Here is an 18393-nt window from a genome sequence, read left to right on the forward strand (position 1 = left end):
TCCGCGCGAAGGCGATGACGCTCCCCAGGCTTACGCTCTGCCGCTTCGCCCTCCCGCGGGCGATCCGTTTGGGAAGTGTAACGCAGATCGGGTGAGTCGTCTCGCTTCCGATGCGGCTTTATCGAAGGAAAGAGGCGTCTCGCCGCTGGCGCGGCGACTTCAGCGTTCCCCGCACTGGGCGCGGTCGAGCAGTTTCTGGTCGGCCAGCACCAGCGCCATCATCGCTTCGACCACCGGAACGCCGCGAATGCCGACGCAGGGATCATGGCGTCCCCTGGTCACGAGGTCGGACGCCACGCCTTCGCGGGTCACGGTTTCGACCGGGATCAGGATGGAGCTGGTCGGTTTGAAGGCAACGCGCATCTTGATCGGCTGGCCGGTCGAGATGCCGCCCGCGATACCGCCCGCATGATTGGCCAGGAATTGCGGACCATCCTCGCCCGGACGCATGGGATCGGCATTCTGCTCGCCGCGCAGGCGGGCGGCTGCGAAACCGTCGCCAATCTCCACGCCCTTGACCGCGTTGATGCTCATCATCGCGGCGGCCAGTTCGCTGTCGAGCTTGGCATAGAGCGGTGCGCCCCAACCGGCGGGAACGCCCGCTGCGACGCATTCCACCACCGCGCCGAGGGACGAGCCGTCGAGGCGAGCTTCGTCCACCAGCTTTTCCCAACGCTTCGCGGCTTCCGGGTCGGGGCAGAAGAAGGGGTTGTTGTCGATCTCGCTCGCGTCGAAACGGGCATGGTCGATGGCGTCGCCGCCAATCTCGCTCACATAGGCGAAGATGTCGACATCAGGGATGACAAGTCGCGCGACCGCGCCCGCCGCCACCCGGCTCGCGGTTTCGCGGGCGGAGGACCGGCCCCCGCCGCGATAGTCGCGAAAGCCGTATTTGGCGTCATAGGCATAGTCGGCATGGCCGGGACGATAGGCCTTGGCGACTTCGGAATAATCCTTCGAGCGTTGGTCGGTATTCTCGATCATCAGGCTGATGGGCGTGCCGGTGGTGCGCCCTTCGAACACGCCGGAGAGGATGCGGACTTCATCCGGTTCGCGGCGCTGGGTGGTGAATTTGGACGTGCCGGGCTTGCGCTTGTCCAGGAAAGGCTGAATGTCCGCCTCGCTCAGCGGCAGCCCCGGAGGACAGCCATCCACGACCGCCCCGATGGCGGGGCCATGGCTCTCCCCCCAAGTGGTGAAGCGGAAAACGCGGCCGAATGTGTTGAAGCTCATATGTTGGCCTGCTTCCGGGGCCTGCCGCCCTTGGCTCCGTTCATCCGCGCCGCAGCCACCTTGGCAGGCGAGCGCGACCGTCCTGCGATCCGCGCCATATGCGCCCGGGTGCCGAACAGCCCCGCCATCAGGCCGGGAATGGACAGATCCGTATCAAGATCCTCCCAATGCAATCCATAGCCCGAAGGACTGACTTCAACTGCGGCAATCTGTTCCGGCGTGGCGCCTTCCAGCCCTTGTCCAAGCCGAGAGGGAAAGGCAAAAGTGCAGCCGTTGGTGAGATCCACGATCACCCGGCCAGTTCGGGCATCATAATGCGCGGCGGTTGCGCGCGGTTCTTCCCGCACGGCTTCTCTGCCGCATTCCAGGGCCGCATCAATGGCGGCATCGCTGATCTCAACCATGTATATCCTTCCATCGCAACAGCAGCGCCGCTTGCTGCTGCTCCACGATCTTCATAACCCGCCTGACCTCGGCGCGCGTGAAGCCCTGGACCTCGATCAACCTTGGCGCAGAGCCTGTTATGTCGGCGCTCGCTTCGCCGGCACCAACCGCATGAACATGAGCAGGCGCATGGTCATCCACATAGATGACGACGCGACCCCGCCCTGGCGGTGAACCGTCACCATATATAACCTAACGCGATAGGTTTTTCAATCGCCTCACTTGTCCAGCGCGATGTCGGGCGCGTCTTCGGCTTTCATGCCGATGACGTTGTAGCCCGCGTCGACATGGTGGACTTCGCCCGTCACGCCCGATGCGAGGTCGGAGAGGAGGTAGAGGCCCGCGCCGCCCACATCCTCGATCGTCACGTTGCGGCGGAGCGGGCTGTTCAGCTCGTTCCACTTCATGATGTAGCGGAAATCGCCGATACCGCTCGCCGCCAGCGTCTTGATGGGGCCAGCGGAGATGGCGTTGACGCGGATATTTTCAGGCCCCAAGTCCATCGCCAGATATTTGACGCTGGTTTCCAGCGCCGCCTTGGCCACGCCCATCACATTATAATGGGGAATGACCTTTTCCGCGCCATAATAGCTGAGCGTCAGCAGGCTGCCGCCCTCCGCCATCAGGGCGCGGGCGCGTTTCGCCACCGCGACGAAGCTGTAGGCGGAAATGTTCATCGTCATCAGGAAGTTTTCGAGGCTGGTGTCGACATATTTGCCGCGCAGCTCGTTCTTGTCCGAAAAACCGATGGCATGGACCACGAAGTCGAGTTTGCCCCAGCGCGCCCTGATCTCGTCAAAGGCGATGTCGAGCTTGTCCATGTCCGACACGTCGCATTCGATCAGGAAATCCGATCCCAGTTCCTCCGCCAGCGGCTTCACCCGCTTCGCCAGCGCCTCGCCCTGATAGGAGAAAGCGAGTTCCGCCCCCTGCGCGCGCAGGGCCTTCGAAATGCCCCAGGCCAGCGACTTGTCATTCGCAAGACCCATGATGAGGCCACGCTTTCCTGCCATCAAGCCGTTCATTCTTATGTCCCGTTCCCTTTGTCGTCCGGCGCCGGCTCACCTTCTTCCTCCTCAGGAAATTCCGCCAGCGCCGCATTGAGTTCCGCGCCAATTACCACGCCAAGCCCGACGAGGAAGAAAAAAATGAGGGTGATCATCACGCCAGCCAAACTGCCATAGGTGCGATCATAGCTGCCCAGCAATCCCAGGGTCGGCGGCAACAGCAGCGTCACGGCGTACCACCAGCCCGTCGTCGCCGCCGCGCCGGGCCATTTGGGGAAGCGCCCGTCCTTGTAGCGACTGGGCGTCAGCGACCAGTAAAGCGACCAGAGCGAAAGGAAGAGGATGCCGCTGGGCACCAATTTGGTCAGCGTGATGATGCGGATGGCTTCGTCAGCGAAAGGGAAGAGGCGATGGATGATCTCATCTATCGCCGTCACTATGACCTGAAGCGAGAAGGAGAACATCACCGCCAGCACGCTGACCAGCGTGATACCGATAGCGGCCAGACGATAGTGGAGGAAGGAACGCGTGCTTTTCGTCCCATAGGCGCGGCGCAATATATCACGCACGGTTTCGATCAGGCTGCCCACGGTCCACAGCCCCACAAGGCCGCCCAGCCAGAGCAGCGGCCCGGTGCGCGCAGCCAGCGCTTCGCCGATGGGCTGGCGGATGACGTCGGCGACCCCGCGCGGCATATTGTCGAGAAAATTGCCGACCGCGGCCAGCCCGTCCTGCGATCGGCCAAAGATACTGGCCACCGCCATCGCCACGATGAAGAAGGGGAACAGCGCCACCAGCGACAGGTAAGCAAGGTTCCCGGCATGGATGAACCCGTCGCTATAGGTGCCCACAGCCACGCGCTTCATGACTTCGAAGGCGTGGCTGCCGGGACGAACCCGGTCGATATGGCGGTTAAGGCGGCTGCGCGCCTGATATGCGAGGTGGCGGCGCGATTCAGGCGAAAGGGGCGAAGGTTGCGGCATTCGTCCCCTAACGCATCAAACGCCCATCGAGGCCCGAACGGCGCGGCTGTCCTGCCAGCCTTCGACAAACGCCTTGATCGCCGGATCGTCGGCGGGCACGTCTATCTGGAGCGTGACGAGCTGGTCGCCGCGCTTGCCGTCCTTCGCGGTGAAGCCCTTGCCGCGCAGGCGCAGCGTCTTGCCGGAAGTGGAACCGGCCGGAACGCCGAGCATCACCGGGCCATCGACCGTCGGCACCTTGACCTTGCCGCCCTTCACCGCTTCGTCGAGGGTGATGGGAAGGTCGAGCAGAACATTGTCGCCGTCCCGCTTGAAGAAGGGATGCGGCTTCACGTCGATGGTGACGATAGCGTCGCCCGCACCGCCGGGGCCGGGCTGGCCCTTGCCGGAAAGGCGCATCTGCGTGCCGCTCTCAACCCCGGCGGGAAGCTTGAGGTCGATGGTCTTGCCGTCCTGAAGCGTGATCCGCTGCGGCGCGAGCGTGGCGGCGTCGACGAAGGCCACCGCCAGACGATAGGCGGCATTGGCGCCCTTTTGCGGAGGCGCATTGCGGCCGAATCCGCCGCCACGCCGACCCCCGCCGCTGAACAGTCCTTCGAAAATATCCCCGAAATCCGCGCTGCCGCCGTTAAATTCGAAACCGCCCGCCTGGCCCCCGCCCGGATGCCCGCGAAAGCCGCCGCCCCCTCCCCCGCCGCCAAAGCCGAAGGGCGCGGTCGGGTTGCCGTCTGCGTCGATCTCCCCCCGGTCGAAGCGGGCGCGCTTGTCCTTGTCGGACAGGAGGTCATAGGCATTGGTGACGGACGAGAATTTCTCCGCCGCCTTCGGATTGTCCTTGTTCCGGTCGGGATGCAGTTCCTTGGCGAGCTTGCGATAGGCGGACTTGATTTCCGCCTCGCTCGCGCCGCGTGCGACGCCCAATGTGGAATAGGGATCGGCCATCTACGCTGTGTTACCTTTATCTTTAACGGTGGAAAGTGAATTTGCCCCTCTATGTGGAGAAAAGCGCCGCCGCGTTCAAGTTGCGGCTGGCCTGTATCGACAGCCGAAGCGCTTCTTCCTAAGGTCGGGGGCATGACAGACCCCTTCGCCCTGTTCGATGAATGGTACGCGCAAGCGCGCCAGAGCGAGATCAACGACAGCAACGCCATGGCGCTGGCCACCGCTGACGAACGCGGGCGGCCTTCGGTGCGGATGGTGCTGCTCAAAGGGCATGGGCCAGACGGATTCGTCTTTTACACCAATTTCGAGGGGCGCAAAGCGGGCGAGCTGCTGGACAATCCCCATGCCGCGCTGCTGTTCCATTGGAAGTCGCTGCGGCGGCAGGTCCGGATCGAGGGGCCGGTGGGGCGCGTGGACGAAGCCGCCGCCGACGCCTATTTCGCGACGCGCAGCCGCGACAGCCAGCTTGGCGCATGGGCGTCCGACCAGTCGCAGCCGCTACCTTCGCGAGAGGTGTTCATGGCCCGCTATGAGGAAATGCGCGCCCGGTTCGAGGGCGGGCCGGTGCCGCGCCCGCCGCACTGGTCGGGCTTTCGCGTGAAGCCGCAGCGGATCGAGTTCTGGCAGGACCGCGAGCACCGGCTGCACGAACGCCGCCTGTTCACGCGGCATGGCGATGAATGGCATGAGGGGATGCTGTATCCTTAGCGGGCTTCAACCCCGCCCGCGATAGCCCGGCACGTCCTGCGGCGGGAGCCACATTCCTGCGGGCGGATCGCCCGATTGCCAGAACACGTCGATGGGGATGCCTCCGCGCGGATACCAGTAACCGCCGATGCGGAGCCAGAGCGGCTTCATTTCGGTGAACAGCCGCTCGCCAATGCCGACGGTGCAATCCTCATGGAAGGCGGCATGGTTGCGGAAGGCGCCGAGGAACAGCTTCAGCGACTTCGATTCGACGATGGTCGCGGCCGGCGCATAGTCGATCACCAGATGGGCGAAGTCAGGCTGCCCCGTCACCGGGCAGAGCGAGGTAAATTCCGGCGCGGTGAAGCGCACCAGATAGGGCTTTCCCGGGCGGGGATTGGGGACGTAATCGAGGACGGCCTCTTCCGGGCGCTGGGGCAGCGCGCTGGTCTGGCCAAGATGGATCGGTTGGGGCGTATCGGTCATGGCGGCCCATCTACGCGATTGCACGCATAAAGTCATGGGGGCGATCTGTTCATCTGCTGTTCAGGTGAAGCATTGCCTTGGCTGCTGATTATGGGGCCTTATCGCTTGATCTTTTCCATGGTGCCGCTGCTGCTGGCGACGGGCGCGCTTGCCCAGCAGCAGGATAGCGGCGGGCCGGTCATGAATCTGCCGCGCGGCAACACGCAAAATGCGCCCGATAGTCGGCAGGGGCCAGAATTGGACGTGTTCCGCGATCCCGTGACTCCAACGGTAGCGCCACCGCCCGCCGTGGCCCTGCCGCCTGTCGTGACGCCGACCACGCCACCGCCTGCCGCCCCCCAGCCAACGGCGCAGACGTCCGCGCCACGCCGGGAAACGCGCCCATCCGAGGTTCAGCCCGAATCCCGGACAGAGCGGAACGCGCAACGCAACGAACCGCGCCAAGCCGAAACGCCCGCCCCCGAGCAGAGCGAAAGCACGACAGGCGAGGGCCCCTCGACCGCCGCGCCGGAACCGCAGGCCGCGCCCGCGCCCGCGCCCGCGCCGAATGAGGCTGCGAACGCCGCGCTCGCGCCTACCGAACCGACTCCGGCTGTGGAGGCTTCGAACGAAGGCCTGCCCTGGCTCTGGATCGTTGGCGGGATCGTGCTGCTGGCTGCGGCCTTCTTCTTCCTGCGGCGCAGACGGAACGAATCGGACGAGGACGAGGTTGCGCCGGAGCCTGTGGAGCCGGTCCTGGCCGAGCCTATTGCCGAGGAAACGGCCCCTCCACCGCCTGCACCCACGCCCACGCCTATGCCCGAAGCGGTTGCCGACACGACAACGGATCGTGCCCAGATCGACCTTTCGCTGGAAGTGACGGGCGCGCGCAATTCGCTGATGGGCCTGACGGTCGCCTATACGCTGACGCTCGCCAATCGGGGCGAGCGAACCGCGCAGGATGTGCTGGTGCGCGGACTAATCGGCAATGCGGGCGGGGATCAGCAGACGCTGCTCCAGCAGTTCGTGAGCGGCCACACCGGCCTGCCGCTCCATTCCGCCGTGGCGATCGCCCCGGGGGCCAGCCAGCGCCTGACCGGCGAACTGCGGCTGACGGCGGACCAGATCGTGCCGGTGCCGATGGGCGAGCGGTTGCTGCTGATCCCGCTCGCGGCGTTCGATGTGCAATATCGCTGGGGCGAGGACAGCGCTGATCCGACGGGGACGGGCCGCACCGGGGGCGCCTTCATCGTAGGGCAGGAACAGGAGCCGCGCGCCGAGCGGCTGTCGCCCTTCCGCCTCGACCTTGGCCCGCGCCAGTATCGGCGGCCCGGCGCGCGCGTCGCGCGGCAGTTCGGGCGAAACTGACAGCCCCCTTTGCAGCGCCGTCCGCCCCCCCTATCAAGGGTGGCGACAGCAGCGCATGGGATGGATGATGGACATATTGGTGTCGACCGAATGGCTGGCCGGGGAACTGGGCAAGGATGATCTGCGGATCGTCGATGCCAGCCTGTTCCTGCCCGGCGTGCCGCGCGACCCCCGCGCCGAGTTCGAGCAGGCGCATATTCCGGGCGCGGCCTTTCTCGACCTGCCGACACTGGCCGACCTTGACGATCCGCGAGCCGGCATGTTGCCGACCGACGCCTTCATGACGGAGCGGTGCCGGGCGCTGGGGATAAGCACCGACAGCCGCATCATCGTCTATGACAACAGCCCCACGCACAGCGCAGCGCGGGGATGGTGGATGATGCGGCTTTATGGCGTGGGCAAGGGGGCCGCGATCCTCGACGGCGGCTTGCCTAAATGGGTGGCGGAGGGGCGTCCGACGGAAAGCGGCGCGGTAACTCCCCCGCCGGGCAATGCGGTGGCGCGGCGCGCGACCGGACAGGTGCGGACGATGGACGATCTGATCGCCAATGTGGACAGCCGCGCCGAAGCGGTGATCGATGCGCGCGGGGCGGCGCGCTTCACCGGCGAGGAGAAGGAACCGCGCCCCGGCATGGCATCGGGACATATTCCCGGCTCGCGCAATCTGCCCTCCTCCGCCCTGTTCAACGCCGACAACAGCATGAAGACGGGCGAGGAATTGCGGCAATTGTTCGCGCAGGCGGGCCTCGATTTCGACCGACCCGTCATCACTACATGCGGTAGCGGCGTGACAGCCGCGATCCTGCTGGCGGGGCTGGAACTACTGGGAAAAAAAGACGTGACGCTGTATGACGGAAGCTGGTCCGAATGGGGCCTCGATCCCGCCACGCCCAAAGCGACCGGCGCGGCATGAGCGGGAAGGACGATGACCGCAAGCCACTGACCAAGCTGGCGCAGGCGGGCCGTAAGGCCGAATGGACCGGGATGCCGGGGCAGCCGGGCGGCATCGTCAGCCCGCCGGTGTGGCGCGCGTCCACGATCCTGTATGACGATGTGGCGCATCTGCGCCGCGCCGCCGGCTCCAGCACGCATGAGCGGCTGTTCTACGGGCGCAAGGGGACGCCGACCGCATGGAGCCTGGCCGACGCGCTGACCGAGATGGAGCCGGGCGCGGCAGGGACGATGCTCTTTCCCTCCGGCGTGGCGGCCATCGCCTGCGGGCTGATGGCGGTGCTGCGGCCGGGCGATCAGTTGTTGATGACCGACAGCGCTTATGATCCTACGCGCAATTTCTGCGAGCAGATCTTGAAGCCCTTTGGCGTCGAGACGGTCTATTATGATCCGACTGTCGGCGCGGGGATCGCGGGCCTGCTGACGGAGCGGACGCGCGCCATCTTCCTCGAAAGCCCCGGCAGCCTGACCTTCGAAGTGCAGGACGTGCCCGCCATCGTGGCGGTGGCGAAGGAGAAGGGCATCGTCACGCTGATCGACAATACATGGGCGACGCCGCTGTTCTTCCCGGCGCTGGGACATGGAGTGGATATTTCCATCCTCGCCTGCACCAAATATATCGTCGGGCATAGCGACGTGATGATCGGTTCCGTCACCGCCAGTGAGGCTTGGTTTCCCAAGGTCCGGCAGACGGCTTATCTTTTCGGGCAGATGACGAGTCCCGACGACGCATGGCTGACTTCGCGCGGCCTCAGGACGCTGGGCGTGCGGCTGAAGCAGCATCAGGAGAGCGCGTTGGCCATCGCCCGGTGGCTGAATGAGCAGCCCGATGTGGCGCGGGTGCTGCATCCCGCCCTGCCCGATTGTCCGGGACATGAATTGTGGGCGCGGGATTTTTCCGGCTCCTCCGGCCTGTTCAGCTTCATCCTGAAAGGCGGCGATGAGACGGCGCGCGCCGCGCTGATCGACGGGCTTGCCCATTTCGGCATCGGCTATAGCTGGGGCGGCTTTGAGAGCCTGGCCCTGCCGGTCGATCCAGCCCGTTACCGCAGCGCGACGACATGGGAGGCGGAAGGTCCATCCGTGCGCCTGCATATCGGATTGGAAGATCCCGCCGACCTGATCGCGGACCTCGATGCGGGCCTTGCCCGGTTCCGCGCGGCGCGGGGATGACGCCGGACTTCTCCTCCCTGCTGGCGCTGGTGCCGGGCGATGCGGAGATCGTCCAGCCGCTGATCGCGCTGGGCATCGCGTTGCTGCTGCATCTGGCGGCGACGGCGGCGGCCCGCCTCATCGCGCCGCGGCTGCGGGAAAAGGCGGCGATATTGAGCGAGGCGCTGGCCGGGCGGCTGCGCGCCATGTTGCGCTATGCCCTGTCGGCGCTGTTCATCGGTTTCGCGACCGCGCTCTGGCCAGTGGACACGGCGCCGCATCTGGTGCTGGGAATCGCGCTTGGCCTGTCGGTCGCCCTGCTCGCGGCCCATGGCCTGCGCGCGCTGGCGATACCGGTCTGGGCGGTCGCGCCGCTGGCGCTGCTGCTGTTCCTGACGACCCTGTCGGGCACCAATGGCGGGTTGACGCCGGTGGGGACGATGCTGGATGCGATCGGCATCGGCCTTGGCAAACGGCGAGTGACTCTGCTCGGCCTCATCACCATGGCCGCGATCTGCGTCGCATTGTTCGCCATGGTGCGCCTTGCCAACCGGCTGATCGGGGGCAGCATCGCCCGGGCGGACGGCTTCGATCCCACGCAGAAATTGCTGGCGCAGAAGCTCGCCGCCATCGCCGTGGTGATCGCGGCCTTCTTCATCGGTGTCGACCTGCTGGGGATCGACCTGACTGCCTTTGCCGTCTTTTCCGGCGCGTTGGGCCTGGCGGTCGGCTTCGGCCTGCAAAAAACCTTCGGCAATCTGATCGCGGGCATCATCCTGCTGATGGACCGGTCCATCAAGCCGGGCGACGTGATCGTGGTGGGCGACAGCTTCGGATGGGTGAACAAGATCGGCGTGCGCGCCGTCAGCGTCATCACTCGCGACGGCAAGGAGCATCTGATCCCCAACGAAAACCTGATGACGCAGGAGGTGGAGAACTGGTCCTATTCCGACCGCAATGTCCGCGTCCGCATTACCCTGGGCGTGGGCTTCGACAGCGACCTGCCGCTGGCGCAACAGTTGATGCTGCGCGCCGCGCAGGAAAGCCACCGCGTGCTCGACATGCCCAGCCCCACCGTGCGTCTGACCGGCTTTGGTGAGAATCGTGTGGAGCATGAGATATTGGTGTGGATCAGCGACCCGGAGGAAGGCGTGGGCAATGTCCGGTCGGACGTGCTCAACCGGCTGTGGCTGCTGTTCCGGGACAATGGGATCACCATTCCCTATCCGCAGCGCGTCATTCACACGACGCAGGCGCCCGCGCCGCCCGCGTAATATAATTACGAGCTTTCGATCATAATCGGGGCGGCAGACGAGGCTTCAGGATGCCGCCCATGCACTTGTTGCAGAACAGCAACATTTCGTCGGCAAAAGACATGATCCAGCAATAAATCCTTGTGCAGCGCAGCAAGGAAGCGCATCCATTTGGGGTCAAGGCACCCGGCCCACCCCGTTGCGGGAGAAAGAGGCAGGGACCTTCGCGCAGGTGGGACGATCGCATAACCATCAAAGGGGTTTTATCATGCGTAAGTCCATTCTTGGCCTGTCGGCCATTGCTCTTGCCGCGTTTTCGGCACCCGCTTTCGCTCAGGACGAGCCGACACCGGAACTGACCGTCAGCGGCAGCGCCGCCGTCGTCACCGATTATCGTTTCCGTGGCGTATCCCAGACCGACAAGCGTTTCGCCATCCAGGGCGGCATCACCGTCACCCATGAATCGGGCTTCTATGTGTCGACCTGGGGTTCCTCCATCGACGATTATGTCGCCAATGGCAGCGACCAGGAAATCGACCTGATCGCGGGCTATTCCAAGACGGTGGGCGCGGCGACCTTCGACCTGGGCGTCCTTTATTATTACTATCCCGGTTCGGGCGGCGTTAACAGCGACTTTGTCGAACCCTATGCGTCGGTGAAGGGCACTTTCGGCCCCGCCACCGCGAAGCTGACCGTCAACTATGCGCCCAAGACCAAGGCGCTGACGCTGGATGGCATCCACAAGGAAGACAATCTCTACGTCGCGGGCGACCTGTCGGCCAGCATACCCAATTCGCCGGTGGGCGTGTCGGCCCATCTGGGCCATAGCTGGGGACCGAGCTACCTCATCATCGGCAGCGGCAAGGAATATACCGACTGGAGCGTGGGCGCGACCTACACCTGGGATCACCTGACCTTCGGCGTCAGCTATGTCGACACCAACAAGAACGCCTATTCGTCCAGCGGCCGCAATATCGGCAAGGCCGGCGTGGTCGGATCGGTCACCGCGTCCTTCTGATCTGCATTCAAAAGGGGAAGAGGCCGCGAGCCGGAGGGTTTGCGGCCTCTTTCATGGCGGCCGGTGCGCGCGGACCGAAGGACGGTTGTGGGTGGGGAGCGGACAGCTCGCTCCCCGTCCCCGTTCGTCCTGAGTAGCCCCTGAGCCTGTCGAAGAGGCGTATCGAAGGACAGATATTGCACAAGACCCTTCGATACGGGTCTTCGACGTGGCGCGAGGCTAAGTTTACCCTGAGCGACTGCTGCAAGCAGTCAGTCGAAAGGCTCAGCCCCTACCCAGGGCGAACGGATGTTTGTGTTTCGATAAATGGCCGCAACTGGCCATAAACAGCCGTCCACATGATGACGCCCTTACAACCTTTCCCTCTCGATTTGACGCGAAGCTGCGCTTGCCCCTTGGTCTTGGGAGACGCTTGCTCTATGGCAGCGGCACCATTCCCAAGGGGAACCGCATCTTGATCCTGGACATCGCCGCCACCGCCGCCAGCGCCATTCGCTTTGACGATCTGGGCCTCAGCCCTGTGGCACTCGACCTCGGCTTCTTCACGCTGAAATGGTACAGCCTCGCCTATCTGGCGGGCATATTGATCGGCTACTGGTATCTGCTGAAGCTGGTGGCGCAGCCCGGATCGCCCATGGCGCGCCGTCATGCCGACGACATGATCTTCTATGCGACACTGGGCATCATCATCGGCGGGCGACTGGCCTATGTGGTCTTCTACCAGCCCGAAATCCTGCGGCATCCGCTCGACATTCTCAAGCTGTGGAATGGCGGCATGTCCTTCCATGGCGGGGTGGTCGGCGTGTCGCTGGGCATCCTCTATCTGGCTCGCAAGGAAGGGCTGAGCTGGTTGCGGGTGCATGATTATGTCGCCTGCTGCGTGCCCTTCGGCCTGTTCTTCGGGCGGCTCGCCAATTTCGTGAACGGGGAGCTGTGGGGCAAGGAAACCGATGTGCCCTGGGCCATGATCTTTCCCACAGGCGGCCCCTTCCCTCGCCATCCCAGCCAGCTTTATGAGGCGCTTCTGGAAGGCGTCCTTCTGTTCGCCATCCTCGCCTATGCCTTCTGGAAGACCCAAGCGCGCTACAAGCCGGGGATGCTGGTCGGCCTGTTCCTCTTCTTCTACGGCCTGTTCCGCTTCGGCGTGGAGTTCTTCCGCGAGGCCGACGCGCAACTGATGGAGTTCGCTGCGCGCACCGGCCTGCACATGGGCCAGTGGCTGTGCGTGCCGATGATCCTGGGCGGGCTTTACCTGATCGTCACCGCCAAAGGACGGCGCGTGCGCGTCGAACCGATCGCGGGCAGCGCGAGTGTCAGCTGACGAACTGCCGCTGAGCGAACGGCTCGCCCGGCAGATCGAGGCGGGCGGGCCGATCTCCATCGCGCATTTCATGGGCGAGGCAAACCAGCATTATTATGCGACCCGTGATCCGCTGGGTCTGGAGGGCGATTTCACTACGGCGCCGGAAATCAGCCAAATGTTCGGCGAATTGATCGGCCTGTGCCTTGCCGATGTGTGGATGCGGTCGGGGCGGCGTCCGGGGGCGCTCTATGCGGAACTGGGGCCGGGACGCGGGACGCTGGCGGCCGATGCGCTCCGCGCGATGGAGCGGGCCGCCTTCGCCCCGCGTCTGCATTTCGTGGAAACCAGCCCCGTGCTGCGCGAGCGGCAGAGGGCGCTGCTGCCCCATATCGTCCATCATGACAGCATAGAGCAACTGCCCGAACAGGGACCGTTGCTGGTGGTCGCCAATGAATTTTTCGACGCCCTGCCCGTCCGCCAGTCAATCCGCGTCAATGACGAATGGCGCGAGCGGGTCGTGCTGGCCAGCAGAGGGGAGGATGGCATCCGCTTCGTTCCGGCCGTCGGCTATCGCCGTATCGAATCAGACATGCCCGCCATCGCCGCCACGGCGGACGACGGGCATGTCATCGAAACACCGCTGGCGGGCGCCACGGCCGCCTTCAGCCTGGCCAACCGTATCGCAAAACAGGGCGGCGCGGCGATCATCATCGACTATGGCTATGAAGGCCCGGCCATTGGCGACACGTTACAGGCGGTGCGCGATCACAAGTTCGCCGACCCCTTCACCGATCCGGGCGAAGTGGACCTGACCACCCATGTGGATTTCACCATGATCGGCAATATGGCGCGGCAGGCGGGGTTGCGCGTACTGGGACCGGTGGGTCAGGGCGCGTTTCTCGGCGAGCTGGGCATCGACGCCCGCGCCGCGCAACTGGCGGAGGCCAGCCCGGAGCGCGCCGAGGAGGTGGAAGCCGCCCGCCTGCGCCTGACATCCCCGGACGCGATGGGCACGTTGTTCAAAGCCATGGCGTGGGTTCATCCCGACTGGGCCGCCCCGGCGGGGTTTGGCGTCTAAAGCGCGCTCAATCGTCCTGATGATAGCGGCTGAGGCGGCGGATGAAGCCGATGAGGCCAGTCTGACGGCTACGCTTCATGCGCTCGGCGTGGAGGATGGTCTGGACGCGCTGGAAACATTCCTCCGCATCGACGTTGCAGAGCACATAATCATAGCCATCCCAGTGCGCGATCTCTCCGGCGGCGCGCTCCATGCGGCCTGCGATCACTGCCTCGCTGTCGGTAGCGCGGCCGCGCAGGCGGCGCTCCAGTTCCTCCATAGAGGGAGGCAGGATGAAGATACGCACCACATCGCCGCCCGCGATCTGGTGCAATTGCTGCGCGCCCTGCCAGTCGATGTCGAACAGCACGTCGCGGCCGCTCTTGAGCATCGCCTCCACCGGCGCGCGGGGCGTGCCGTAACGCTGGCCGAAGACATGCGCCCATTCGAGGAACTCATGATCCGCCGTCATCCGGCGAAATTCCTCCAGATCGACGAAGTGATAATCCTTGCCATCCACTTCGCCCGGCCGCATCGGGCGGGTCGTGGCGGACACCGACATGGCCAGGTCCGGCTCTGCCGCCAGCAATTTGCGCGCGATGGTGGACTTGCCCGCGCCCGAAGGCGAAGAGAGTACGAAGAGAACGCCACGGCGCTTGAAATCGGGCGTTTCGGTCGGAATGTCGTCGGCCATGGCCGCTAGTGCCGCCAGAAGCAGCGATTTGCAAGAGGGCAAGAAGGGGGATGACGCAGTGTTGAAGCGCAAACGGAACCGCAGCCGCCGGGGCTACGCCCTTGCCGGGCTGATCGCGCTGGCGGCCTGCGCGATGCTGTTCCTGATGGGACGACCGCCGATCTGCGCCTGCGGCACGGTAGAATTATGGCATGGCGCGATTGACAGCGGCAACAGCCAGCACCTCTCCGACTGGTATAGTCTGAGCCATATCATCCACGGATTTTTATTCTATCTGGCGGCGTGGGCGCTGATGCGGCGGCAGCCCAGGGGGATGCGCTTCGCGGCGGCGGTGGCGGTCGAATCGCTGTGGGAGATATTGGAAAATTCGCCGGTCATCATCGACCGATACCGCACGGCGACCATCGCGCTCGGCTATTCGGGTGACAGCATCCTCAATTCGATGAGCGACATCGGGATGATGGCGCTGGGCTTCGCCTTTGCCGCGCGGGCGCCGGTTTGGCTGACGGTGCTGGCCGGCATCGGGTTCGAGCTGTTGGCGCTGTGGGTGATCCGCGACAATCTGACGCTTAACGTGCTGATGCTGGTCTGGCCGGTCGAGGCGGTGAAGGCCTGGCAGTCGGCATTCTAGACGAAAGCCAGCCGTTTTTCGACCGCCTGCAACGCCCCGACCACACGCTGCGGCGGCGCGGGCGCGACGAACAGCAGATCGACGACCCAGCTCGCGCGCGAAGCCAGCACAAGCAGCAGCCCCACCAGCAATGCGACGGGAAAGGCCACCATCGTCGCGACTTCCGCCTGCTTCACGCCCAGCCCGCGGCAAAATCCCATGACGATATAGATGGTCGGAAAGTGCGAGACATAGAAGATCAGCGAATGCTGGCCCATGAAGATCAGCGGCGCGCACCAGCGGGCGGCCTGTATCCAGAAGGCCGTGGCGCTGACCGCGATGATGAAGCAGAGCGCGGGAACAGCGTAAAGCGGACCATAGTGAAGCTCATAGACGACGGCGGCTGCCGACGCCCCGACGATGACAATCCATCCCAGCAGCGCCGCGCGCGAACGCACGACGCGCATCCACAACGCCCAATGGCCGCCCACCCATGAGCCGAGGAAGAAGAAGGCCATGAGGTAGAAGAGCCGCTCGCCATTCTTGCTGCCATCGGGCGCGAGGATCGCAATGCCGAAGGCAACCGCCGCGACCAGCAGCGGCGACAGGCGGCGCAGCGGAATGGCCGCCAGATAATAAATGAGGATGAAGGTCAGGAACCAGAGATAGGATTGGCCGGACAGATATTTGAGCAGTTGCACCGGTCCATCCACCATCGGCCCGATGACTAGCGCATAGATGAGCGTCCAGACCAGCAGCGGCCAGAATATCCGCCGCCCCTTCCCCAGCAGATAGAGCACGATCCCCTTGCCGAACGATCCCGCCAGCAGCAGGCCGGACAGGAATACCAGCGTCGGCATGCGATAGAGGACGAATAACTGGTTGAAATCGCGCATCCATGGCGCGGCGGTGTAAGCGTGCCGTTCCAATATGGTCACCGAATGGAAGGCGACGACCAGCAGGATCGCCAGACCCCGGAGCAGATCCATCCATAGTTGCCGTTCCCGCTTGGTGTGGGGGGCGACAGGGATGGCGCTTTCGACCGGGGCGTGAGAATCGGTCATGGGTTTCTCCGCTGGAAGGCGCACCATGCTGCGCCGCGGAAAATCCTATGGTGTCTGAAGGCAGGAGAATAGCTGACGTCCCGTCACACCGCGCCGAATCCGGCACGGGTCGCCGCAGCGGGCAATCAGCGTCCGGCCCTGCGGGACCGGGCTTCGTCGATCAGGATCGGTTCCGCGCTTTCGTCCGGCAATGCCTTAATGGCCCGCTTGCGGTCCACCTCGCGCTTCGCTTCATACAGGCGACCCGCCAGATAGGCGCCGGTGACGAACATCGCGCCCATGGGATAGCGCAGGATCAGCCTCTTGGCGCCCATGCCCGCCAGCAGGCCGACCGCGCCTTTCTTCCCGGTTTCGGCGGCGACACGGGTTCCCACCAATATCGCGCCGACACGCGCCGCCTTTCGCAGCAGTCCGGCTTTGGGTGGGGACTTGACCGATGCGGGTTGCGCGGCCGGTTTGGCGGGGGCGGCTTTCCTCTTCATATCCTATCAATGTATCGGATCGCCGTCCGTTCCGCCATGTTGATCTGAATCAGACCATATTTTCAGGACGCACGAGCCGGTCGAAGGTCGCTTCATCGACCAGTCCCAGCGCGAGACCCGCCTGCTTGAGCGTCAATCCTTCGACATGGGCATGCTTGGCGATCTTCGCGGCATTGTCATAGCCGATCTCCGGCGCCAGGGCCGTCACCAGCATCAACGATCGGTCGACCAGTTCGGCGATGCGCTTTGCATTCGCCTCCAGCCCTTCGACGCAGCGTTCGGCAAAGCTATCCATGCCGACGGCGAGGAGATGGATGGACCGCAGCACCGCCGCGCCGATCAGCGGCTTGAACACGTTAAGTTCGAGATGCCCTTGCAGGCCGCCGACCGTCACCGCCTGATGATTGCCGATGACCTGAGCGGCCACCATCGTCAGCATCTCACACTGGGTCGGGTTGACTTTGCCTGGCATGATCGAGCTGCCCGGTTCATTGGCGGGCAAGTCCAGTTCGCCAAGGCCCGAACGCGGACCGCTGCCCAGCAGGCGGATGTCGTTGGCGATCTTTGTCACCGCGACGGCGATGCTGTTGAGGCGGCCGGAAAAGTCGACCAGCGTGTCATGGCTCGCCAGCGCCTCGAACTTGTTGGGCGCGGTTTCGAACGGAAGGCCGGTGAGCGCCGCGATTTCCGCTGCTACATCCTCGGCGAAGCCGGGGGGCGTGTTGAGGCCGGTGCCGACCGCCGTGCCGCCCTGCGCCAGCTTGGTGAGGCCATGTTCGACCAGCGGCATGGTGCGGGTGCGGGCAAGGCGGAGCTGGGCAACATAGCCGGAAAATTCCTGCCCCAGCGTCAGCGGCGTCGCGTCCTGCAGATGGGTGCGGCCGATCTTGACGATGCGGTCCCATGCCTTGGCTTTTGCGAGCAATGCGCCTTCGAGCCGTTCGAGCGCGGGAAGCAGCGCGCGGGTCGCGGCCAGCGCGGCGGCGATATGCATGGCGGTGGGGAAGCTGTCGTTGGACGACTGGCTCATGTTCACATGGTCGTTGGGGTGAACCGGCGCTTTGCCGCCCCGCGTGCCGGTCAGGATTTCGTTCGCACGGCCCGCGATCACTTCATTGACGTTCATGTTGGACTGCGTGCCGCTGCCCGTCTGCCAGATGACGAGCGGGAACTGATCATCCAACTTGCCCTCCACGACTTCGGCGGCAGCGATTTCGATGGCGTCGGCGAGCTTCGCATCCAGCCCATGCTTCCGGTTCACCCGCGCCGCCGCCTGCTTCACGATGGCGAGGGCGTGGACGATGCCGATGGGCATCCGCTCGCTATCGCCGAAGGGGAAGTTCTCAATGCTCCGCTGAGTCTGTGCTCCCCAATAGGCGGCGGCGGGCACCTCGATCGCGCCAATCGAGTCGGTTTCGGTGCGGGTTTCGGCCATACTTCGGCTCCCAATTAATAATCAATCGCAACAATAGGTTGGATGTAGGACGGAAGCGAGGAAAGCCAAGAGCGATTTTTTAGGGGATGCGGCGTTGGGTGGGAAGCGGACACTCAAATCCGTTCGTCCTGAGTAGCCACTGAGCCTGTCGAAGGGGCGTATCGAAGGACACAGGTTGTGCCATACCCTTCAATATGGGTCTTTGGCTTGGCCAGAGGCCAAGTTTATCCTGAACGAATGCTGCA

Annotated in this window: 20 protein-coding genes; 9 read left to right on the plus strand and 11 right to left on the minus strand. The window is 64.5% G+C overall.

What is annotated here, in order from left to right; genetic code table 11:
- Positions 1-159: 159 nt before the first annotated feature.
- The 6 genes from aroC to ATN00_RS16370 all read right to left on the minus strand — a co-directional run bounded on the left by aroC (position 160) and on the right by ATN00_RS16370 (position 4609).
- Complete coding sequence (gene aroC / locus ATN00_RS16345; protein WP_062066440.1) at positions 160-1233, minus strand: chorismate synthase; 1074 nt, start codon at positions 1231-1233, stop codon at positions 160-162.
- Entirely contained in the window at positions 1230-1637 is a 408-nt protein-coding gene (locus tag ATN00_RS16350) for a DUF2442 domain-containing protein (RefSeq protein ID WP_062066443.1), read from the minus strand. Before ATN00_RS16350 ends, aroC begins: the two co-directional genes overlap by 4 nt.
- On the minus strand, positions 1630-1818 hold the full coding sequence (locus ATN00_RS24405) for a DUF4160 domain-containing protein (protein WP_197413608.1): 189 nt from the start codon (positions 1816-1818) through the stop codon (positions 1630-1632). The genes ATN00_RS16350 and ATN00_RS24405 overlap by 8 nt, the downstream gene beginning before the upstream one ends.
- A gap of 77 nt (positions 1819-1895) precedes the next feature.
- Positions 1896-2702, minus strand: coding sequence for an enoyl-ACP reductase FabI (gene fabI, locus ATN00_RS16360; RefSeq protein WP_062066448.1), 807 nt, complete (start codon positions 2700-2702; stop codon positions 1896-1898).
- Positions 2703-2704: 2 nt separating this feature from the next.
- A complete protein-coding gene (locus ATN00_RS16365; RefSeq protein WP_062066451.1) occupies positions 2705-3667 on the minus strand; it encodes a YihY/virulence factor BrkB family protein in 963 nt (320 codons plus the stop codon).
- Between the two features lie 15 nt (positions 3668-3682).
- On the minus strand, positions 3683-4609 hold the full coding sequence (locus ATN00_RS16370) for a DnaJ C-terminal domain-containing protein (protein WP_062066453.1): 927 nt from the start codon (positions 4607-4609) through the stop codon (positions 3683-3685).
- Between the two features lie 132 nt (positions 4610-4741).
- On the opposite strand from ATN00_RS16370, the gene pdxH reads away from it, so the two are divergent.
- Positions 4742-5317 carry a pyridoxamine 5'-phosphate oxidase gene (gene pdxH, locus ATN00_RS16375; protein WP_062066456.1) on the plus strand — a complete coding sequence of 192 codons (576 nt, stop codon included), beginning with the start codon at positions 4742-4744 and terminating at the stop codon, positions 5315-5317.
- 6 nt (positions 5318-5323) lie between these two features.
- Here the strand turns inward: pdxH and queF are convergent, their stop codons facing one another.
- A complete protein-coding gene (gene queF, locus ATN00_RS16380) occupies positions 5324-5782 on the minus strand; it encodes a preQ(1) synthase (protein WP_062066459.1) in 459 nt (152 codons plus the stop codon).
- Between the two features lie 105 nt (positions 5783-5887).
- On the opposite strand from queF, the gene ATN00_RS16385 reads away from it, so the two are divergent.
- From ATN00_RS16385 to ATN00_RS16415, 7 genes are all read left to right on the plus strand, one after another.
- The gene (locus ATN00_RS16385; RefSeq protein ID WP_231746306.1) at positions 5888-7129 is read left to right on the plus strand and encodes a hypothetical protein; all 1242 of its coding nucleotides are present in this window, start codon (positions 5888-5890) and stop codon (positions 7127-7129) included.
- A gap of 67 nt (positions 7130-7196) precedes the next feature.
- A complete protein-coding gene (gene sseA / locus ATN00_RS16390; RefSeq protein WP_062068895.1) occupies positions 7197-8042 on the plus strand; it encodes a 3-mercaptopyruvate sulfurtransferase in 846 nt (281 codons plus the stop codon).
- Positions 8039-9253, plus strand: coding sequence for a cystathionine beta-lyase (metC, locus tag ATN00_RS16395; RefSeq protein WP_231746307.1), 1215 nt, complete (start codon positions 8039-8041; stop codon positions 9251-9253). The genes sseA and metC overlap by 4 nt, the downstream gene beginning before the upstream one ends.
- On the plus strand, positions 9250-10506 hold the full coding sequence (locus ATN00_RS16400) for a mechanosensitive ion channel family protein (protein ID WP_062066464.1): 1257 nt from the start codon (positions 9250-9252) through the stop codon (positions 10504-10506). The genes metC and ATN00_RS16400 overlap by 4 nt, the downstream gene beginning before the upstream one ends.
- A gap of 247 nt (positions 10507-10753) precedes the next feature.
- On the plus strand, positions 10754-11503 hold the full coding sequence (locus ATN00_RS16405) for a TorF family putative porin (protein WP_062066467.1): 750 nt from the start codon (positions 10754-10756) through the stop codon (positions 11501-11503).
- A gap of 454 nt (positions 11504-11957) precedes the next feature.
- Complete coding sequence (gene lgt, locus ATN00_RS16410) at positions 11958-12824, plus strand: prolipoprotein diacylglyceryl transferase (RefSeq protein WP_062068897.1); 867 nt, start codon at positions 11958-11960, stop codon at positions 12822-12824.
- Positions 12814-13884, plus strand: coding sequence for a class I SAM-dependent methyltransferase (locus tag ATN00_RS16415; RefSeq protein WP_062066470.1), 1071 nt, complete (start codon positions 12814-12816; stop codon positions 13882-13884). Before lgt ends, ATN00_RS16415 begins: the two co-directional genes overlap by 11 nt.
- Before the next feature lie 7 nt (positions 13885-13891).
- On the opposite strand, the gene gmk is transcribed toward ATN00_RS16415, so the two are convergent.
- A complete protein-coding gene (gene gmk / locus ATN00_RS16420; RefSeq protein ID WP_062066473.1) occupies positions 13892-14557 on the minus strand; it encodes a guanylate kinase in 666 nt (221 codons plus the stop codon).
- A 61-nt stretch (positions 14558-14618) separates the two neighbouring features.
- Between gmk and ATN00_RS16425 the strand changes: the two genes are divergently transcribed.
- Positions 14619-15188 (plus strand): DUF2585 domain-containing protein, encoded by a 570-nt coding sequence (locus ATN00_RS16425; RefSeq protein ID WP_373886200.1) that lies wholly within the window; start codon positions 14619-14621, stop codon positions 15186-15188.
- On the opposite strand, the gene ATN00_RS16430 is transcribed toward ATN00_RS16425, so the two are convergent.
- From ATN00_RS16430 to fumC, 3 genes are all read right to left on the minus strand, one after another.
- Positions 15185-16231 carry an acyltransferase family protein gene (locus ATN00_RS16430; protein ID WP_197413609.1) on the minus strand — a complete coding sequence of 349 codons (1047 nt, stop codon included), beginning with the start codon at positions 16229-16231 and terminating at the stop codon, positions 15185-15187. The genes ATN00_RS16425 and ATN00_RS16430 overlap by 4 nt on opposite strands.
- 125 nt (positions 16232-16356) lie before the next feature.
- A complete protein-coding gene (locus tag ATN00_RS16435; protein ID WP_062066480.1) occupies positions 16357-16713 on the minus strand; it encodes a hypothetical protein in 357 nt (118 codons plus the stop codon).
- Between the two features lie 49 nt (positions 16714-16762).
- Positions 16763-18148: a class II fumarate hydratase gene (fumC, locus tag ATN00_RS16440; protein ID WP_062066483.1), complete on the minus strand. Its 1386-nt coding sequence runs from the start codon at positions 18146-18148 to the stop codon at positions 16763-16765.
- Between the last annotated feature and the right edge of the window lie 245 nt (positions 18149-18393).

Origin of the sequence: Sphingobium baderi (assembly GCF_001456115.1) — a bacterium.
Classification (GTDB): Bacteria; Pseudomonadota; Alphaproteobacteria; order Sphingomonadales; family Sphingomonadaceae; genus Sphingobium; species Sphingobium baderi_A.